General features: G+C 62.6%; 17 protein-coding genes and 2 pseudogenes. 15 read left to right on the top strand and 4 right to left on the bottom strand.

Translation table 11 applies throughout. The features are described 5' to 3' along the window. Positions 1 to 661: 661 nt before the first annotated feature. The 4 genes and pseudogenes from B5V02_RS03925 to B5V02_RS03910 all read left to right on the top strand — a co-directional run bounded on the left by B5V02_RS03925 (position 662) and on the right by B5V02_RS03910 (position 7,774). Positions 662 to 2,293 (top strand): DUF2778 domain-containing protein, encoded by a 1,632-nt coding sequence (locus B5V02_RS03925; protein WP_111542910.1) that lies wholly within the window; start codon positions 662 to 664, stop codon positions 2,291 to 2,293. A 130-nt stretch (positions 2,294 to 2,423) separates the two neighbouring features. After that, positions 2,424 to 5,447 (top strand): excinuclease ABC subunit UvrB, encoded by a 3,024-nt coding sequence (gene uvrB / locus B5V02_RS03920; RefSeq protein WP_111542909.1) that lies wholly within the window; start codon positions 2,424 to 2,426, stop codon positions 5,445 to 5,447. A gap of 303 nt (positions 5,448 to 5,750) precedes the next feature. After that, positions 5,751 to 7,276, top strand: a pseudogene (locus B5V02_RS03915) (ABC-F family ATP-binding cassette domain-containing protein). A gap of 111 nt (positions 7,277 to 7,387) precedes the next feature. Further along, on the top strand, positions 7,388 to 7,774 hold the full coding sequence (locus B5V02_RS03910) for a nuclear transport factor 2 family protein (protein WP_111542908.1): 387 nt from the start codon (positions 7,388 to 7,390) through the stop codon (positions 7,772 to 7,774). 283 nt (positions 7,775 to 8,057) lie between these two features. On the opposite strand, the pseudogene B5V02_RS03905 reads toward B5V02_RS03910, so the two are convergent. Continuing rightward, positions 8,058 to 8,673 (bottom strand): annotated as a pseudogene (locus B5V02_RS03905) (glutathione S-transferase family protein). Positions 8,674 to 8,909: 236 nt separating this feature from the next. Between B5V02_RS03905 and B5V02_RS03900 the strand changes: the two are divergent. Next, positions 8,910 to 9,332: a VOC family protein gene (locus tag B5V02_RS03900; RefSeq protein WP_111542907.1), complete on the top strand. Its 423-nt coding sequence runs from the start codon at positions 8,910 to 8,912 to the stop codon at positions 9,330 to 9,332. Positions 9,333 to 9,446: 114 nt separating this feature from the next. Further along, the gene (locus B5V02_RS03895; RefSeq protein WP_111542906.1) at positions 9,447 to 9,800 is read left to right on the top strand and encodes a DUF1428 domain-containing protein; all 354 of its coding nucleotides are present in this window, start codon (positions 9,447 to 9,449) and stop codon (positions 9,798 to 9,800) included. A 3-nt stretch (positions 9,801 to 9,803) separates the two neighbouring features. Here B5V02_RS03895 and B5V02_RS03890 read toward each other — a convergent pair whose 3' ends face one another. Further along, positions 9,804 to 11,438 carry a tetratricopeptide repeat-containing sulfotransferase family protein gene (locus tag B5V02_RS03890; RefSeq protein WP_111542905.1) on the bottom strand — a complete coding sequence of 545 codons (1,635 nt, stop codon included), beginning with the start codon at positions 11,436 to 11,438 and terminating at the stop codon, positions 9,804 to 9,806. Positions 11,439 to 11,740: 302 nt separating this feature from the next. Beyond that, positions 11,741 to 11,932, bottom strand: coding sequence for a hypothetical protein (locus B5V02_RS03885; protein WP_111542904.1), 192 nt, complete (start codon positions 11,930 to 11,932; stop codon positions 11,741 to 11,743). Positions 11,933 to 12,248: 316 nt separating this feature from the next. Here B5V02_RS03885 and B5V02_RS03880 point away from each other — a divergent pair, with 316 nt between their 5' ends. The 6 genes from B5V02_RS03880 to B5V02_RS03860 all read left to right on the top strand — a co-directional run bounded on the left by B5V02_RS03880 (position 12,249) and on the right by B5V02_RS03860 (position 15,375). Next, a complete protein-coding gene (locus B5V02_RS03880) occupies positions 12,249 to 12,455 on the top strand; it encodes a cold-shock protein (RefSeq protein ID WP_023809797.1) in 207 nt (68 codons plus the stop codon). Positions 12,456 to 12,603: 148 nt separating this feature from the next. Then, entirely contained in the window at positions 12,604 to 12,873 is a 270-nt protein-coding gene (locus B5V02_RS03875) for a hypothetical protein (protein WP_095090880.1), read from the top strand. Beyond that, positions 12,870 to 13,172, top strand: a complete 303-nt coding sequence (locus tag B5V02_RS03870) for a hypothetical protein (RefSeq protein ID WP_111542903.1) — start codon at positions 12,870 to 12,872, stop codon at positions 13,170 to 13,172. Before B5V02_RS03875 ends, B5V02_RS03870 begins: the two co-directional genes overlap by 4 nt. A gap of 41 nt (positions 13,173 to 13,213) precedes the next feature. Next, positions 13,214 to 13,351 (top strand): hypothetical protein, encoded by a 138-nt coding sequence (locus B5V02_RS40425; protein WP_167458359.1) that lies wholly within the window; start codon positions 13,214 to 13,216, stop codon positions 13,349 to 13,351. A gap of 100 nt (positions 13,352 to 13,451) precedes the next feature. Further along, complete coding sequence (locus B5V02_RS03865) at positions 13,452 to 13,670, top strand: hypothetical protein (protein WP_111542902.1); 219 nt, start codon at positions 13,452 to 13,454, stop codon at positions 13,668 to 13,670. 151 nt (positions 13,671 to 13,821) lie between these two features. Next, on the top strand, positions 13,822 to 15,375 hold the full coding sequence (locus B5V02_RS03860) for an EAL domain-containing protein (protein WP_111542901.1): 1,554 nt from the start codon (positions 13,822 to 13,824) through the stop codon (positions 15,373 to 15,375). Between the two features lie 74 nt (positions 15,376 to 15,449). Here B5V02_RS03860 and B5V02_RS03855 read toward each other — a convergent pair whose 3' ends face one another. Continuing rightward, entirely contained in the window at positions 15,450 to 15,860 is a 411-nt protein-coding gene (locus B5V02_RS03855; RefSeq protein ID WP_111542900.1) for a Kazal-type serine protease inhibitor family protein, read from the bottom strand. Between the two features lie 510 nt (positions 15,861 to 16,370). Between B5V02_RS03855 and B5V02_RS03850 the strand changes: the two genes are divergently transcribed. From B5V02_RS03850 to B5V02_RS03840, 3 genes are all read left to right on the top strand, one after another. Then, positions 16,371 to 16,583 carry a cold-shock protein gene (locus B5V02_RS03850; RefSeq protein WP_006202520.1) on the top strand — a complete coding sequence of 71 codons (213 nt, stop codon included), beginning with the start codon at positions 16,371 to 16,373 and terminating at the stop codon, positions 16,581 to 16,583. A gap of 346 nt (positions 16,584 to 16,929) precedes the next feature. Further along, entirely contained in the window at positions 16,930 to 17,142 is a 213-nt protein-coding gene (locus tag B5V02_RS03845; RefSeq protein ID WP_013530020.1) for a cold-shock protein, read from the top strand. Between the two features lie 187 nt (positions 17,143 to 17,329). Further along, positions 17,330 to 17,752, top strand: a complete 423-nt coding sequence (locus B5V02_RS03840; RefSeq protein WP_111542899.1) for a BA14K family protein — start codon at positions 17,330 to 17,332, stop codon at positions 17,750 to 17,752. The last annotated feature ends 159 nt before the right edge of the window (positions 17,753 to 17,911 follow it).

Here is a 17,911-nt window from a genome sequence, read left to right as displayed (position 1 = left end):
ATCCACTCGATGAACGACTTTTTGTCGTTCACCGGCACTTCAGCGTTGCGGTCGTAAGGCACCGGCACGCCAGCCTTGACGGCGGCCGGAACAATGGAAAACGCCGCAGCCCCCGCCGACAGCGCCAAGAAGTCCCGACGCTTCATGGAAAAAGCCTCCAGAAGTGGCCTTTGCCACCCCAAAACCAAGCACTTCGATCCGATTGCACTGCCTCCCAAAACGAGTCAATGGCCGTCGAGAGGCGACCGTCCGGACGGTGAAATTGTGGCCGGCGGGCAACAGTTTTGCCGGTGCTGGCGGCTGATTCGGCAACACTCAATGGCGAGCGCCGTTGTCGCATGACTCGCTGAACGGCCTTTTGGAAAATTAGCAAGAGCTGTTTTGCTTGACTTGGACGGCAAAAACAGGCAGCAAAACAGCATTGGAGGGGCTCCAATACCGCGTTCATGGTCGTGGACAAGCCTTCTAGGGCACAAAGTCCACGTCTCTCGTTTGGTTTTGAGAGGGATTGATTAACCAACTTTGTCCATATTTTGAAGCAATCGGCAACTAACGACAGGCGCGGCAAACGCGTCGGGGACCACCTGGGATCACTCACAGAATGGTCGTCGCGGCTATCACAGCCGCGGACGTGGGAGCCGATTGGAGCAAGATTGGTTGCATGGCGTTCTTGAGTAAAAAAATTGTCGGGGACGGGCGTTGGGACGGCGAGACCGCCTGCGACGCGCCGCGTTCCTCTTCCTTCAACCCTGAACGGATCGTCCGCTGGGTCGCGGTGCCCGGCGTCAGCGCGGCCATTGGCCTGTGGCTGGTCGGCACCATGGCCGGCCTGAGTTCCGTCGGCGCCTCGCTGTCGGCGACATCAGGTGGCCTGCCGCAGACGCTTTCGATGCCGCGGTCGCTTGCCCTTGCCGATCCTCTGAAGCAGCGTTTCCTGACATCTTCGGCGCCGTTCGTGCTGGCCAATGCCAATGGCGGCGCGCAGGCGCTGCATGACCATGCCGTGCAGTGCGGCGCCAACTGCTTCAAGCTGGCCGGGGGGAGCCCGCAAGCGGAGAAATCCGCTCGCCTCGTGGCGCAGGCAAAGCCAGCCCCGATGGTCGTAAAATCGAAATCGCAGGAGCGTTTCGAACGCATGGAGGCGTCGCTGTCGCCGACCAGGCTCGCCGCGGCCTTTGCCGGCGCCGGAAAACCGGTCGTCGCGGTCGACGCATCCGCGCACCCGGTCATTTCTGCTGTCGCGCCGCAAATTGCCGAGGCCTCGCTGGTGCCATCCGTCGAGGTCATGGCCAGCCTGTCGGATGACATGCCGGCTCCCGCGGCGGAGCGCTTCGCCCGGATGGATACCGGCTCCGCGGTCGTGCAGACGGCACCGCAGCCGAGGGGCTTTGCCCAGTCGGATGGGGAGACGCCAGACAACGCGCAGTTGGCGCTTGCCCTCGTCCAGTCGCTGCCAGTCGACGACGAGGCGTTCGCCTCACCGCTGCCGATTGAGGAATCGTCGGCCGATGTAGCGGTTTCGCCGGTCGAAACCCAACAGGAACAGCCCGGCGATGCCGCCTCGCTGCCGGATGCGCTGACCGACGACGTGCCATTGCCGACCCGGCGCCCGCAATTGGACGCCCCGCAACAGCCCAAGGTCGTACAGCCGTCGAAGCCCGTCGTTGTGCAGCAGTCGAAGCCCGTCCAGCAGCAGAAACCGGCACGTGAGACGGTTCAGCAGGCCCAGCCGTCCAAGCCGGCGCGGCAAGGCAGACCGGCCGATGGCGGCGAGGTGCTGGCCTATGCCAAGCCGGACACCCCTTCGGGCGGCCTCGGCCAGGCATTCAGGAACCTGTTCAACGGGCCAGGAGGCTCCAGGAGCGGAGCCGGCAACGGCGTCGCCGTCTATGATATCAGCGCAGGAACCGTCTACCTGCCGGACGGCCAGCGGCTCGAAGCGCATTCGGGGTATGGCGCCATGGTCGACCAGCCACGCTATGTCGATAAGAAGGATCGCGGGCCAACACCGCCTAACACCTACAATCTGTCGCTGCGCGAATCGCGTTTCCACGGCGTTGAGGCCATTCGTCTGACGCCTGTCAGTGGCGGCAACAAATATGGCCGCGATGGCCTGCTCGCCCATAGCTACATGCTGCGCGGCGGCCGCGCCGAATCAAATGGCTGCGTCGTTTTCAGGGACTACGGCCGCTTCCTTGCCGCCTTCAAGAAGGGCAAGGTCACCCGCCTGGTCGTGGTGCCGCGCCTGAACGGATCGCCGACACGCGTGGCGGACAACGCGCGCGGCGCCTGATCCCTGGAGAGGCACGTGGCTGTGCCATCCCGCTTCCTCCTGACAGCCTTCTGTCAGGAGCCGCATCCGGCGAAGCGCCTCCCTCCATCCCACTCTTTCCATTTTGGCCAGGAAATCCCATATTCGGGACATGGCCAAATCCCCCGATGAAAAAACGCCGCCGACGGCGAATGACGACCGCGCCGCGCCGAAGCGGCGCAGTCCGCTGACCGATTTCCTCGACGCCTCGGAGCCGCTGCACAAAGGCGGCTTTGCCGAGATGCCGCAGGCCGAACTGTCGGGCACGCCGCTGACCGGTTCGATCGCCGATTGGGCCGAGCAGATCGAGCAGGAGGCCGAAAAGGAAGGACGTCTCGTCGGCAGGGGCGACGGCGGCAAGGCGCCGAAGCCGTCGAAAAAGATCCCCGAGCGCTCAACCTCCCCGGGCCGCAGTTCGCGCGGTACCTCGATGGGTGGCGCGGCGACAGCCAGGGAACGCACCGCAGCCGGCCTGAACCCGGTCGCCGGCCTCGACATCTCGCTGGAAGACGCAGAGACGATGGCCTCCGGCAGCGTCACCGCCACCGTCGCCGCGCTGTCGGCGCTGATCGAATCCGGCAATCCCCTGCACAAGGACGGCGTGCTGTGGACGCCGCACCGCCCTGCCCGCCCGGAAAAATCCGAAGGCGGCATAGCCATCAAGATGGTGTCGGATTTCGAGCCGGCCGGCGACCAGCCGACCGCCATCAAGGATCTGGTCGAAGGCGTCGATAACAGCGATCGCACCCAGGTGCTGCTCGGTGTTACTGGCTCGGGCAAGACATTCACCATGGCCAAGGTGATCGAGGAGACGCAGCGCCCTGCGCTGATCCTGGCGCCGAACAAGACGTTGGCCGCACAGCTCTATTCCGAGTTCAAGAAATTCTTCCCCGAAAACGCCGTCGAGTATTTCGTCTCCTATTACGACTACTACCAGCCGGAAGCCTACGTCCCGCGCACCGACACCTTCATCGAGAAGGAATCCTCGATCAACGAGCAGATCGACCGGATGCGCCATTCGGCGACGCGCTCGCTGCTCGAGCGCGACGACGTTATCATAGTCGCGTCGGTGTCCTGCATCTACGGTATCGGCTCGGTCGAGACCTATACGGCGATGACCTTCCAGATGCAGATCGGCGACCGGCTCGACCAGCGCGCGCTGCTCGCCGACCTCGTCGCCCAGCAGTACAAGCGGCAGGACATCAACTTCGTGCGCGGCTCGTTCCGCGTGCGCGGCGACACGATCGAGATCTTTCCGGCCCACTTGGAAGATCGCGCCTGGCGCATCTCGATGTTCGGCGACGAAATCGAGCAGATCACCGAGTTCGACCCGCTGACCGGCCAGAAGACCGGCGAGTTGAAGAGCGTCAAGATCTACGCCAACTCGCACTATGTGACGCCGCGCCCGACCCTCAACCAGGCGATCAAGTCGATCAAGGAAGAGCTCAAGCATCGGCTGGTGGAACTCGAGCGCGCCGGCCGGCTGCTCGAAGCACAACGGCTGGAACAGCGCACCCGTTTCGACCTGGAAATGCTGGAGGCGACCGGCTCCTGCGCCGGCATCGAGAACTATTCGCGCTATCTCACCGGCCGCCAGCCGGGCGATCCGCCACCAACACTGTTCGAGTACATTCCCGACAACGCGCTGGTCTTCATCGATGAAAGCCACGTCACCGTGCCGCAGATCGGCGGCATGTATCGCGGCGACTTCAGGCGCAAGGCGACGCTGGCCGAATACGGCTTCCGCCTGCCGTCCTGCATGGACAACCGGCCGCTGCGCTTCGAGGAATGGGACGCCATGCGCCCGCTCTCCGTCGCCGTCTCGGCAACGCCGGGCGGCTGGGAAATGGAACAGGCCGGCGGCGTCTTTGCCGAGCAGGTCATCCGCCCGACCGGCCTCATCGATCCGCCGGTCGAAGTGCGCCCGGCCAAGAGCCAGGTCGACGATGTCGTCGGCGAGATCCGCGACACCACCAAGGCCGGCTACCGCACGCTGGTGACCGTGCTGACCAAGCGCATGGCCGAGGACCTGACCGAATATCTGCACGAGCAAGGCATCCGCGTGCGCTACATGCACTCCGACATCGACACGCTGGAGCGCATCGAGATCCTGCGTGACCTGCGCCTTGGCGCCTTCGACGTGCTGGTCGGCATCAACCTCTTGCGCGAGGGCCTCGACATTCCCGAATGCGGCTTCGTCGCCATTCTCGATGCCGACAAGGAAGGTTTTTTGCGTTCGGAAACCTCGCTGATCCAGACCATCGGCCGCGCGGCCAGAAACGTCGACGGCAAGGTCATCCTCTATGCCGACCAGGTCACCGGCTCGATGGAACGGGCGATGGCCGAGACCAGCCGCCGCCGCGAAAAGCAGATGGAGTGGAACGCGGCCAACGGCATCACGCCGGAATCGGTCAAGTCGCGCATCTCGGACATTCTGGACTCGGTCTACGAGAAGGACCATGTCCGCGCCGACATCTCGCAGTTCACCGACAGCGCCGGCGCCATGATGGGCAACAATCTCAAGGCCCATCTCGACGCCATGGACAAGCAGATGCGCGACGCCGCCGCCAATCTCGATTTCGAGAAGGCGGCCCGCATCCGCGACGAGATCAAGCGGCTGCGCGAGATGGAGCTGTCGATCTCCGAAGATCCGCTGGCGAAGTACGCCGACGTGGAAAGCCCGGTTTCGGGCCGCGAGAAGGGCAAGCATAACAAGGGCCGCGCCATCCACCGCACGGCCGACGACAAGGGAAACATCCCTGTTGCGGCGGTCAGCAAACCGAAAGAGAGTGCACAGGATCGCGTCAGATCCGCCCTGTTCCGCAAGCCGTCGCTCGACGCCATGGGGCCGGGCACCGACATGCCGACACCCGCCGGCGCCGTGTCGCGTTCGCTGTTCAAGAAACAGTCGGCCGAAGAGGCGCACGGCTCCGATTTCGGCATGCCTGGCGACGCCACCAAACCGCTGTTCAAGAAGAACTCGCTCGATGAGATGACGGTGCGGCGGACCGAGACACCGATCGAGGGCGACAAACCCGTCAAGCGCGAGCGCGCCGGCATTGGTTCCTACGAGGATCCAGGCGACGCCCGCCGCGAAAAGCGCCGGCCGGGCAAGACGGGCAGGCCGGGACGGTAGCGATCCTTCGCGCCCCGGCAGCCTTGCCATCGGCCCCGCCTTTGGTGTAGTCAATCCCCACACTCGAACGTCTTGAAAGGAGGGCTCACGTGTTTACGTTTTTTCGTCACCATCGTCAGCGTGGCCCGATTTCTGCCCTGCGAGCTTGCTTGCAGGGCTGACCAGGGACGGTCCGGGTTTTTCCCGCTTCGATTTTTTTGGTCTGCCCTTCGTGGTGTTGCAACGCCGAGCCTGATGGCCAGCACGCGCACCGTCAAAGTGCATTGAACCGGAGTTTTCTCCGGCAAGACCAGAGAAATCAAAATGGCCCTGATCAGCCTCAAATCCCTCGGCGTCACCATGAGTGCGCCGCTGTTTGCCAATCTCGACCTGACCATCGGCACCGGCGACCGGCTCGGCATCGTTGCCGCCAACGGCCGCGGCAAGTCGACCTTGCTCAAATGCCTGACCGGCGAAATGGAGCCGACCTTTGGCGACATAACCCGCACGCGCGGCCTGCGCGTCGGCCATGCGAACAGTCCGTTGCCACAGCCCTTCTCGACCGAACGTTCCACCAGGTGGTGGCCGACGCCTTGCCGCCCGAGCAGGCCGAAAGCGAGCTGTGGCGCGTCGATGTGGTTCTCGATTCACTCGACGTGCCCGAGCCCATGCGCGAACGGCAAATGCAGGCGCTGAGCGGCGGTTGGCAGCGGCTGGCACTGATCGCCCGCGTCTGGGTCACCGATCCGGATGTGCTGCTGCTCGACGAGCCGACCAACCATCTCGACCTGGCCAGGATCAGCCAGCTTGAGACCTGGCTCAACACGCTGCCGCGCGAAGTGCCGGTGGTGACCGCCAGTCACGACCGCGCCTTTCTCGACGCCACCACCAACCGGACGCTGTTCCTACGCCCGGAACAATCGCCTGTGTTTGCCCTGCCCTACTCCAGGGCAAGGCAGGCGCTCGACGACGTCGACGCCTCGACGGAGCGCAAGTTCCAGCGCGACATGAAGGCGGCGCAGCAATTGCGCCGGCAGGCCGCCAAGCTCAACAACATCGGCATCAATTCCGGCAGCGACCTTTTGACAGTCAAGACCAAGCAGCTCAACCAGCGGGCGGAGCGCCTGGAAGAGGCGGCTGCTCCGGCCCATCGCGAGAAGTCGTCCGGCGCGATCAGGCTCGCCAATCGCGGCACCCATGCCAAGGTGCTGATCACGCTCGAGGACGCGGCGGTGGAAACCCCTGACGGAACGCTGCTGTTCAGGACCGGCAAGCGCCACATTTGCCAGGGCGATCGCATCGTCCTGCTCGGCCGCAACGGCATCGGCAAATCGCGCTTCGTCACCCTGATCCGCAACGCCATCCTCGAAGCGGATACGGTGCAGAACGTGAAGGTGACGCCGTCGACAGTGCTCGGCTACAGCGACCAGGCGCTGTCGGGCATCAGCGGCGACGACACGCCGCTGGCGATGGTCTCGCGCCGCTATGATGTCGGCGAACAGCGCGCCCGCTCGCTGCTCGCCGGTGCCGGCGTCGGCATCGACATGCAGGAGCGCCGGATCGACGTGTTGTCCGGCGGCCAGAAGGCGCGACTGATGATGCTGGCGCTCAGGCTCGCCAACCCCAATTTCTATCTGCTCGACGAGCCGACCAACCATCTCGACATCGACGGCCAGGAAGCGCTGGAAGCCGAGCTGCTGGCGCATCAGGCAAGCTGCGTGCTCGCCTCGCACGACCGCTCCTTCATCCGCGCCATCGGCAACCGCTTCTGGCTGATCGAGAAGCGGCGGCTGACCGAAGTCGAGGACCCGGAGGATTTCTTCCGCTCGGTGGCCGAGGGCACCGGCTGAAGAAACGCCAAGCGTCCGCCGGGCCGGCATTCGAGTTCTGCCGGCCACACTTCCCCGCTGGCCGAAAAAGGCGCATCCTGAGGTTTCGCAAACCGAGGGAGGATACCGGTCATGCGCGGGGTGGACGTCGTCAAGAACCTGTATGATGCTTATGCAAAACGCGACATCGAGGGCGCGCTGGTCGACTGCGCCGATGATATCGTCTTCCGCTGGGTCGCCGAACCGCAGGCACCTTTCATCGCGGCAGGCAACGGCAAGCAGGAGTTCCTTGCCCGCCTCATGGCGCTGGACAGCGATTTCGAGTACCGGAGCTTCGTCCCAGTGGACATCATCGACGGCGGCGACAGGATTGCGGCGCAGGTCGAAATCCATTTGACGCGCAAAACCACCGGCCAGGAGCTTGTCATGCGTACCGCTGATTTCTGGACGGTCCGCGACGGCAAGATCGTCGAGATGGTGGAATATTACGACACGGCGCTGGCCGCCTCGGTCATCTGAAGAAAAATTTCGACGACCTGTCGGGTCGCCTGAACCTGCCTCGTCCTTGGGATGCCGACACGATGATGCCGGCTTCAAGCAAGGAGAAAGCATCATGTTCACCCTGTCATCCATAGGCCGCATCGCCACCCGTTACGCGGCTGCTCGCGCTCGCCATCGCAGTGAGCGCGCCCTCCTGTCCTTGCCGATCGAGCTGCGCAAGGACATCGGCTGGCCCGAAATTTCATCGACCCGCAGAACGGCCCTCGTATCTGCAGAGCACCCTGACCGAGGCGGCCGCTGGTCAATCATGCGTATCGCCCGAAAGCGGCGTCGCCTGCATCGACGCGCGCTTTTCGAAAGCCTCGAACCAGTGCGTGAGCACCGCCCGCGAGCGAAAGGGCGGAAGGTGACGGAACGCCATCCAGGACAGCGTGGTGGCCAGGGCTATATGGCCCGACATGAAGCGGCGCTTCGTCGTCCAGAGCGCTTTCGATCCAGTCGTAGCTTGCCTCGATCTTTTCCCGGTATCCTTCGGCAAGAGCACCATAACGCAGCTGTTCGGGTCTCCTTTCCGTCTCCCAGCGCAAGGCAATGCCCGTCTGCGCTAGGCCCTGAGCGACCGACTGCAGCCGCAACGCCTGCCAGCGCGTCTCGCCGTCTTGCGGCAGCAATTTGCGGCCGCCATGCAGTGTATCGAAGTAGGCGCAGATGACATCGGAATCGAAGATCGGCGACGCACCGGGCCGCAACAGCACCGGCACCTTGCCGAGTGGATTTTCGGCGTAGACGCTGGCATTGCGCAAGGTCGGGCTGGTCTCGTGATGAATGACCTCGAGCCGATCGGCAATGCCGACCTCGTAAGCGAAGACGAGCGCCTTGCGCGCGAAGGGCGAATGGGTCTGGTAATAGAGGATCATTGTCGTCCCAGGCGTGAGGAAGCCACGTAGCCCCCCTGTTCTATCCTGCGAGCCGCGAGAATTGCGCTCTGATTGAGCCCCGCCGACGCAAGTTCATTTCACGACTCCCCTCAAACCACCGGCTACCAGGTCTGTGCGGGCGGCTTGCGAAAAATTTCCACGGCCCTGTAGGATCGCCGTCACCTCATGCGTCCTATGGTTCGCAAGGCTAAGCCAAACGCAAAGAGGAGCAAGATATGACTGATCAGACCCCCGTTCAGCCCGCGGCGAAAGTGCTCGGCGGATTGACCCCCTATCTGCAGGTGGACGGCGCCTTCAAGGCCGCCGAATTCTACAAGAAGGCCTTCGGCGCCGAACAGGTCTTTGCCTATCCGGCCGACGAACAGGGCCGCACCATGCACATCCATCTTCACATCAACGGCTCGACGCTGATGCTGGGCGACGCCTATCCCGAGCACGGCCACCCGCATCAAAATCCGCAGGGCTACACCATGCAGTTGCACCTCCAGGACGACACCATCGAAACATGGTGGAAGCGCGCCATCGAGGCCGGCTGCGAGGAAGTGGTGCCGCTGCAGGTGATGTTCTGGGGCGACCGCTGGGGACAGATGCGTGACCCCTTCGGCGTGGCCTGGGCAATGAACGCCCCGGTGAAGTAAGTTTTTTCAGCGAGCAGCAATGCCCCTTGCCGCCGGCGGGGGGATGATGCGCTCACCTGCGCCGGGTTGCATCCCTGCCGGCCCGGCGCTCGATTTCAGCAAAGGAGACCCACAATGTCCTATGTCGATGGCTTCGTGCTTGCCGTGCCCAAGGCAAAACTCGACGACTACAAGAAGCTCGCCAACACCGCCGGAATCGTCTGGATGGAGTACGGTGCGCTCGCCTATGCCGAATGCGTCGGCGACGACGTGCCGTATGGCGAGGTCACCTCTTTCCCGCGTGCCGTGCAGGCCAAGGACGACGAGATCGTCGTCTTCTCCTGGATCGTCTACGAATCGCGAGAAAGCCGCGATGCCGTCATGGCCAAGGTGATGGCCGACCCGCGCATGAAACCCGACTGGGCAACGATGCCGTTCGACGGCAAGCGCATGATCTTCGGCGGCTTCAAGCCGTTCATGGAGCTGTAGGCGTCAGTCCAACTTGTCGAGCAGCGGCTTCAGCCGATCGCCATAGCGCTTCCACAGATCGACCGAGCCCTGATACATCGGCTGGCGCACCTGCGCGGCGGAAGCCGTGCGCACCGGCCGGTCGGTCTCGTGGAACGACAGCACCGCATCGTTCCATGGCAGGCCGAGATGGGCGATCAGCGCCCGCGTCTGCCCTTCCTGGTCGGCGACGAAATCCTCATAGCGCACATCATGCACCACCCCAGGCAGCACCGTATGCCAATGCGCCATGATGTCGGTGTAGAGGTTGTGGAAATCGGCGAGTTCGCCGAGGTCGTAGCCGTAGCGATGGCTGTCGCCGCGGAAATGCACCTTGTAGATCGACAGGCACGTCGCCGCCGCGTCGCGGGCGCAATGGACGATCTTCGCTTTCGGCAACATCAGATGGAGGAAGCCGACAAGCAGGAAGTTGCCCGGCATCTTGTCGGTGACATGCTTGAAGCCGGGATAGCGGGCGTGCAGCATGTCGAGATAGGCCTCGGCGGCTTCGGCAAAAGCCTTGTCGGGCATGTCGGCGATCCCTGCTGGAAAGCCGCCCTTCATGGTCAACGGAAACTGCTTGCCCACCGCCGTCTTCAGGATGCTGAGCTCGCCAGCGCCATAGACCTGGGGATGGCTGGCGATGATCTGCTCGACCAGCGTCGTGCCGGAGCGCGGCATGCCGACGACGAAGATCGGCGTGTCGTCGGCAATTGAGCTCGGCTTGTGTTTTTCGAAGAAGCCGGCTTCGAAGGTTGCCTTCATGGCCTCGAATTCGGCGCGCGTCCTGGCCGCATCGTAGTCGATGCCCTTGCGGCGGATCGCATTGCCTTCGGCGAAATAGTCGAAGGCCCTGCCATAATCCTTCAGATCGTCATTGGCCTTGCCGAGACCGAAGGACAACTGCATGCGCGCCAGGCTGTCCTGCGGCGCCTTGGCATGCTGGGCCTCCATGCTGGTCAATTCGCTGTCACGCTCCTTCTGGCGCTTGACCTGCGTCAGCATCAGCCAGGCTCTGGCCATGCCGGGGTCGACCGCCAGCGCCTGCCGGAAAAGATCGACCGCTTCGTCGAGCTTGCCCTTTTCCATCAGCCCGACGCCCAGCCCGTGCAGCAGGTCGGCGTCCTTGGGCCGGATGGTCAGCGCCTCGCGGAAGACGGCAAGCGCCTCGTCCAGACGACCGGCTTCTTGTAGCGTTTCGGCAAGTCCGATGCGCGCGCGGACATGGAACGGATTGCGTCCGAGGGTACCGCGATAAATGTCTTCGGCGCCCTCGAACTGGCCGAGCTGCTTCAACGATGAGCCGAGATTGTCGCGCGCCGCCAGTTGGTCGGGCCGCAGCGTCACTGCCTTGCGAAAGCAGTCGACGGCAGCAGCGACCTGGCCGAGATCGCGCAACACTGTGCCGAGATTGTTGAGAAAATCCGGATTGCCGGGCTGCAACCGCACCGACTGCTCGATGAGATCAAGCCCTTCGGCGCTGCGCCCGGTCTGGTGCAGCAACAACCCAAGGAAGTGCGCAGCGGCGGCGTGATTGGCCTTTTGCGCCAGCACCTGCCGGTAGATCGCCTCGGCCTCTTGCCGGCGCCCGGCCTGGTGCAGTTGCAGCGCCTGCTGCACATGCTGATCAAGCCCCAGCGGTGGCTGTCCTCCAGCGCCAGATCTGGCTCCCGCGCCCGCCGCTCTTCTCTGATCTCTGTTAATGAGAAACCTGCCGTGTTTGTCCGCCGGCCGCGATCTACAGCAATTCCAGGAAAAGTGTGAAACGGTTTTCCCGGGAAAGCGCATGGCGCTTTCCCTTGGGAATTGCGCCAAAACAAAGAGATAGAGCGGTTCGGCGTTTCAGTGAAACGATGAACCGATCTAGGCCATCGGCGCATCAGGTTCAAGGCTTCGCTTGGTATCCGTCAGTGTAGAAGCGATCAAATCAACCGGTTGGTCTCCGCAACCTGCCTGGCACGACGGAGCGTTCCATCGGTATCGGCGACCCTTCGTTTTGCCGCTTCGTCACTTCTGATGGTCAGCCGCGGCGACAGGATGGGCTTTGCCATCACTGGTTTAACCAATGGCCCGACCGTGACTGCGGCTCCTGCCGATGTTGTTTCAGAAATCATGAGGTATCGTCCTTCCATGCATAAATAAAATTTAAATACCGGGAGAAATGTTCCCGCCTCTCTTCAAGCAATTTTTGAAATCGCTGGATTTGTATCATCATTTTTTTGAAAGTTACAGCGAGCAATTTTCTGAGCGTAATTCGATTTTCTTTTAAATTGCCTTGATTAAATTGAGACAAAGGCCTATCTGTTCAGGATCGTTTTGGGCCAGAATTGGCATCTCGCGGCGTCAGAGGTTCTCGACCCGCCAATCTCATTCCAAATCATCGATATTGGCCGCGCTTCGCGACCATTTCTCATTCCTCGAAAGACCCACATGAACACCGGAACCGTAAAGTTCTACAATGGCCAGAAGGGTTTCGGCTTCATTCAGCCGACCGATGGCGGCAAGGACGTTTTCGTCCATGTCAGCGCGCTGGAGCGCGCCGGCTTCCCTGGCCTCGCTGAAGGCCAGAAGCTGCAGTTCGAGTTGGAGCGTGACACCAAGGGCCGCGAGTCGGCCGCCAATTTGCAACTGATCTGATCCGGCCGAATTCGATGAACGCTGACCACGGATGTACTGGCAGCTCTCGAAAGCGGCTTATTTCCAGCGATTGCGGGAAATAGGAAAGCGGGGCTCGTCCCCGCTTTTTTGCTTTCAGGGACCGCTGCGGAAGCATCAAGGCAAGACAATGACGGACCGCACCACCCACTCCATCGCGCATTTCGCGGCACCCTTCGTGCTCGGCGGACTGGAAGGACAGCTGCCGGCCGGCGACTACGACATCGATCACGACGAAGAGGTGATCGAGGGCATGTCGCGGCTTGCCTGGCGCCGCGTCGCCACCTTCATCCATTTGCCGGCAAGGGCAGTGAAAAACCCGACCACCAGCCAGCTTGTCGCCATCGATTACCTCGAACTCGAAACAGCGCTGAAGCGCGACAGGGAGAATGCAGCATGATCCGTTTCCAGCAGAATGCGCGCCCGCGCACCGACACGCCCGCGCACCAGTTTGCGATCGGTCAGACTGTCCGCATGAAGAGCCGCACCGGCCTCGTCCAGAAAACCGCGGAACTGTTCCAGATCAAGAGCAGGCTGCCGGTTAAGGACGGCTCGCCGCAATACCGCATCCGCAGCGAGCAGGAGACCCATGAGCGGGTCACCACGGAAGACAATCTCGAACCGGCCGACAACCCGGTTGTGGCCAACAACCCGGTTGTCTCTGACAACTCGGTTGTTAGTGATAACCCGGTCGTCTGAGCGCCCAGCAAAGCCAAGCCAACACACACCAGGAGCACGACATGTCCAAGGGTCAACAGCGAAGCAATCGCGAAACACGCAAGCCGAAGAAGGACAAGGTCGTGGCCAAGCCCGCCTCCCCGTTCGGCTCTGCTGTCAAGCAGGCAGAGAGCAGCCTGAAGCCGAAGTCGAAGGGCTGACGCCCAGGGGCGCTTCGTGCGCCCTCTCCGTCGCCCTGCGTAAGGCGACGGACCGATTGAACAGGCCCGCGCAACGCTCTGCCGCACCACGGAGGCGCGCTTGAACTTCGTCATCGAGTTCTACCGGTCGCGCGACGCGGACGAAGCCACGCTCGACAAGGTATCGCTGGAAGCGCCGAACCTGCGCGCCGCCCTGCAGGGTGCCACCGCGCTGTTCCATACGCTGGCCATGCCGCAAATCCCCGATCGCCTGCGTATTTCCGACGACAATGGCAGCGAGCTCTACGCCGGTCCGGCCGACGGGGCGTATCCAGCTTAGAGGGAGCGATGCTTGCCGCATGGTCCCATTAAAGTTCATGTAAGGTCGACGCCGTAAGATCGGCCGAACCGGGCGGCTGCCGCAATTGGTGGCCCGCGAGGTCGCGGGCGCCCCATTGCAATCGCCGCTCGCGTCCGAAGGCAGGAGTCGTATGGACAGGTCGCGCATCATCGTGACGGCGGTGGTGTTGGCCTTGCTTGGCGCCATCGTGCCCATCGCGGCAATGGTTCACCTTTCATGGATCCAGGCGGTCCAAAAGGAACACAAACGGCTGCAGCTGTTCGCCAGCCGCGCCATCGCCAGGGCCGACATCTCGCGCGGCGATGCGACGGCCGCTTTGCTGCAGATCGATCAGTTCACCGGCATCCGCTGTTCGGCGGACCACATAGCCCGCATGCGGCAACTCACTATCAACACACGCTCGACCGAGGAGATGGGCTATTTCGAAAATGGCCTGCTCAAATGCTCGTCATGGGGACTGACCGAAGGGCGCGTTGCTCAAACCGTCCCGGATTTCACCACCAGGGACGGTATTGCCGTCACCGCCCGCATGCAGCCGGTGATGAGCGAAGGTCATTTGCTGATGGCACTGCGATACAAGGACCACAATGTCCTTGTCGATCCAGTACGCTTTGTCGACGTCATCGTCGATCCCGGCGTCCAGCTCGCGCTGACGACGGAAACGGGCATCCTGCTCGGTGCGCTGAACGGCCCGGATCCCGCCCGCATCGAGAAGATCATCGCCGGCCCCGACGAAGGCATCGATGACGATCTCCTGTTTGCCACCGCGCGCGGGACGGGCTGGATCGCTGTCGCCGCCGAGCCGAAGAGCCAGATTCTGGACAGCGTTCGCCAGCAGCGGCTTCTGCTGCTCCCGCTCGGTGCTTTCATGGCCGCCTTCATCATCGGCATGGTTGTCTGGCTGTCGCGACGGCGGCTTTCACCGTTGGGAGAATTGCAGATCGCGGTGCGCAAGCGCGAATTCATCGTCCACTATCAGCCGATCGTCGAACTCAGGACCGGCAATTGCATCGGCGCGGAAGCGCTGGTGCGCTGGAAGCGACCGAACGGTTCCCTGGTCCGGCCCGACCTCTTCATTCCGCTGGCGGAAGAGAGCGGCCTGATCACGGCGATCACCGATCAGGTCATTGCGCTCGTTGTCTTCGACCTGAACAGGCTTCTGGTCGCCGATCGTTCCATCCACATCGCCATCAATCTCAGCGCAACCGACGTCAGCACGGCGCGGGTTCTACCGGTTATCGAAAAGGCATTGCAGCACACCGGCATCGAGCCCCAGCAGATCTGGCTCGAGGCGACGGAACGCGGTTTTGTCGATATCAACTCGGCGCGTTCGACCGTCGTTCGTGCCCGCGAACTTGGCCACGCAGTGGTGATCGACGACTTCGGCACCGGCTATTCCAGCCTGTCCTATCTCGAGGGGCTGCCGCTCGATGCGTTGAAGATCGACAAGTCGTTCATCGACACGATCAGCACGAATTCCGCCACCAGTTCCGTCACCCCGCACATCATCGGCATGGCCAAGACGCTGAAGCTGAAGATCGTTGCCGAAGGCGTGGAAACGCAGGCACAAGCCGATTACCTGGTGGAACACGACGTTGAATATGGCCAGGGCTGGCTTTTCGCCAGACCCATGCCCGCGGCCGAGTTCATCGCCTATTGTCGGCAGGCGAAGGCGCCGGCGTAGAGGCGAGCGCTACCTGCCAGCAGGCAACACCTGCCTTCTCCCCTTGCGTGGGAGAAGGCAGAAAACCGGCCCTGTCAGCACGGTCCGTCGTCAACGACGCGATAGTCCGCGGCGCGGGCTTCGCAGGAATTGGGAAAGGTGCGCAGTTCGCCATGCCGGCGCGCGCACACGGGAGCATATTCGCGGGTGCAGAACGTCTGCTCTTCGCCGCCACCGCCACTGCCGCCGTCGCGGCACGGACCGTCGCGCACAATGCGGTAGCCGGCCCGGTCGGCAAGGCAGGCATTGGCGAAGGTCTGGCGGTCGCCGCCGCGCCGGGCGCAGACCGGCTCGTACTGCCTGCTGCAATATTGCGGTTCGGGCCGTGGCGGACGCGGACGCGGCCCTGGTCCCTCATCGACGACGACGGTGCAGGCGGCAAGAATTGCCGACAGGAACAGGATGGCAAAACCTTGCCGCGAAAAGATTGCCGCCAGAAACTTCATGTTGATCTCTCCCTCGATCCCGTCCCCGGAAGACGATCCTTGCCATTCCCTTGCCAAATGCAACCCCGTTCGCAGCCTCCCCGCTGGGAAACGATGCGTGGAGCCATGGCACCCATCAGCCCCATCTCGCTGGCGGCCACGACATCTGGCCCATTCGTGGCCGCGCTCTGGGCCGATGACCGAGCCGGCAACCAAGCCTATGTCGAGCCGCATCGATGCTCAGGTCAGTCGATCCATGCGTCGGGATGCGTCCAGAGCGGCGGCCCGCGGCGCTATCTTGCAACCTTCACGTTTCCGTGCGATAAATTCCGTGTTCGGGCATTTGCGACCCGGAGAGCGGAACGTTTTGGACGACCTTTCCCCGATACTGTGAATCTCTGACGGCCCCGTTTTCGGCGGGGGGTTTGACCATGCGCCAATGCATGACTGCCGAAGCAACCACCGGGACTTGCCCATTGCGCCAGGCGGCGGGCAGGACCACCAGACTGAACGGGTGAAGGAGTTTCCCCAATGGCCCAGACCGGCACCGTTAAATTCTTCAACGCGACCAAAGGCTTCGGTTTCATCACGCCCGACGGCGGCGCCAAGGATGTGTTCGTCCATATTTCCGCGATCGAGGCCTCCGGCCTGCGCACGCTCGTCGACGGCCAGAAGGTCACCTTCGACGTCGAGCCGGATCGCATGGGCAAGGGCCCCAAGGCCGTCAACCTCCGCGCTGCCTGAGCCATCGGCACGCCGAGCGTCTCTGACGCACGACGGAGGCTCCAATGCCTGGACCTGGCTTGGAGAGGGATTTGAATTTTTGAAAAGGCGCGGCGGTTTTCGTCGCGCCTTTTTCGCGCCGCGCGTTCTGCCCAATGCATGTCGCACAAAAGCGCGCGGAGGTTTTGAGTCAACGACATGCATAAAAACAAAGACTTAAAGCGCGTCGTCTGAATCCCTTCAAACGCGACGCGCTTTAGGGGCCCGCAAAACTTTCTCTTGCCGATGGCGCTAAAATAAAGGACAAATTTCCATTCGGGCATTTGCCGGCCCGAGACTGGACTTTATGGGATCAAAGGAGCTTCCCATGCCGCAGACCGGCACCGTCAAATTCTTCAACCATGCCAAAGGCTTCGGCTTCATCACGCCCGATGATGGCGCGAAGGATGTTTTCGTCCATATTTCAGCCGTGCAGGCGTCGGGTCTTCCTGGTCTTGAGGATGGCCAGAAAGTGTCCTTCGACACGGAACCGGACAAGCGTGGCAAGGGCCCGAAGGCCGTCAACCTGTCGGTCGGCTGAGCCGGCTTCAGACAGGCGGCGGGCCGGCTGGATAGCCCCGCTCCCTTGAGGGGTCTTTGACGCTTGTTTTGATATTGACGCGTCGAAATCCGTTCAGCCCCCATTCAGCCACGGTCGCATATTAGTCTTTGGTAAAGCCGGACCGCATCCCCCGAAACTGCACGGGCCGGTTACGAAGGAGACCGACATGAACCGAATTTTCAAGACCGCCGTCCTGTCCGCTGCCGTGGTCGCCACCACACTCATGACCCTGCCCGCCGCCAACGCGGGTGACTGGCGCCATCACGGCCATCACGGCGACGGCGACGCGATTGCCGCCGGCGTGCTCGGCCTTGCCGCCGGCGCGCTGATCGGTGGCGCGTTGGCCAATGACCGGCCGCCCCCAGACGATTATTACGATGACGGTTACTACGATCGCGACGTAGTGGTGCGCCCGGCACCGGTCCGCCGCTACTATGCGGAGCCGAGGGTTGTCTACAATGAAGGCTACGCCGAGCCGTGGACGCGTGGCTGGTATGACTATTGCTCGGACCGCTACCGTACCTTCAACTCCCGCACCGGCACGTTCACCGGCAATGACGGCGAACAGCATTTCTGCACGGCGAACTAAGATCAAGGGCTTCCCTGCCCCAAACAAAAAGCGCTGACCGCGAGGCCAGCGCTTTTTGTTGTTGGGCTTGACGTCCAAGATTTCTCTTGAGGTCGGCGCTGCCCCTCATCCGCCTGCCGGCACCTTCTCCCCGTGAAGTACGGGGAGAAGGGATTGGCT

This window comes from Mesorhizobium kowhaii (assembly GCF_003253745.1).
GTDB lineage: Bacteria > Pseudomonadota > Alphaproteobacteria > Rhizobiales > Rhizobiaceae > Mesorhizobium > Mesorhizobium kowhaii.
Note: the sequence above shows the minus strand (reverse complement) of the source record. Positions and strands in the feature narration are given on the sequence as shown.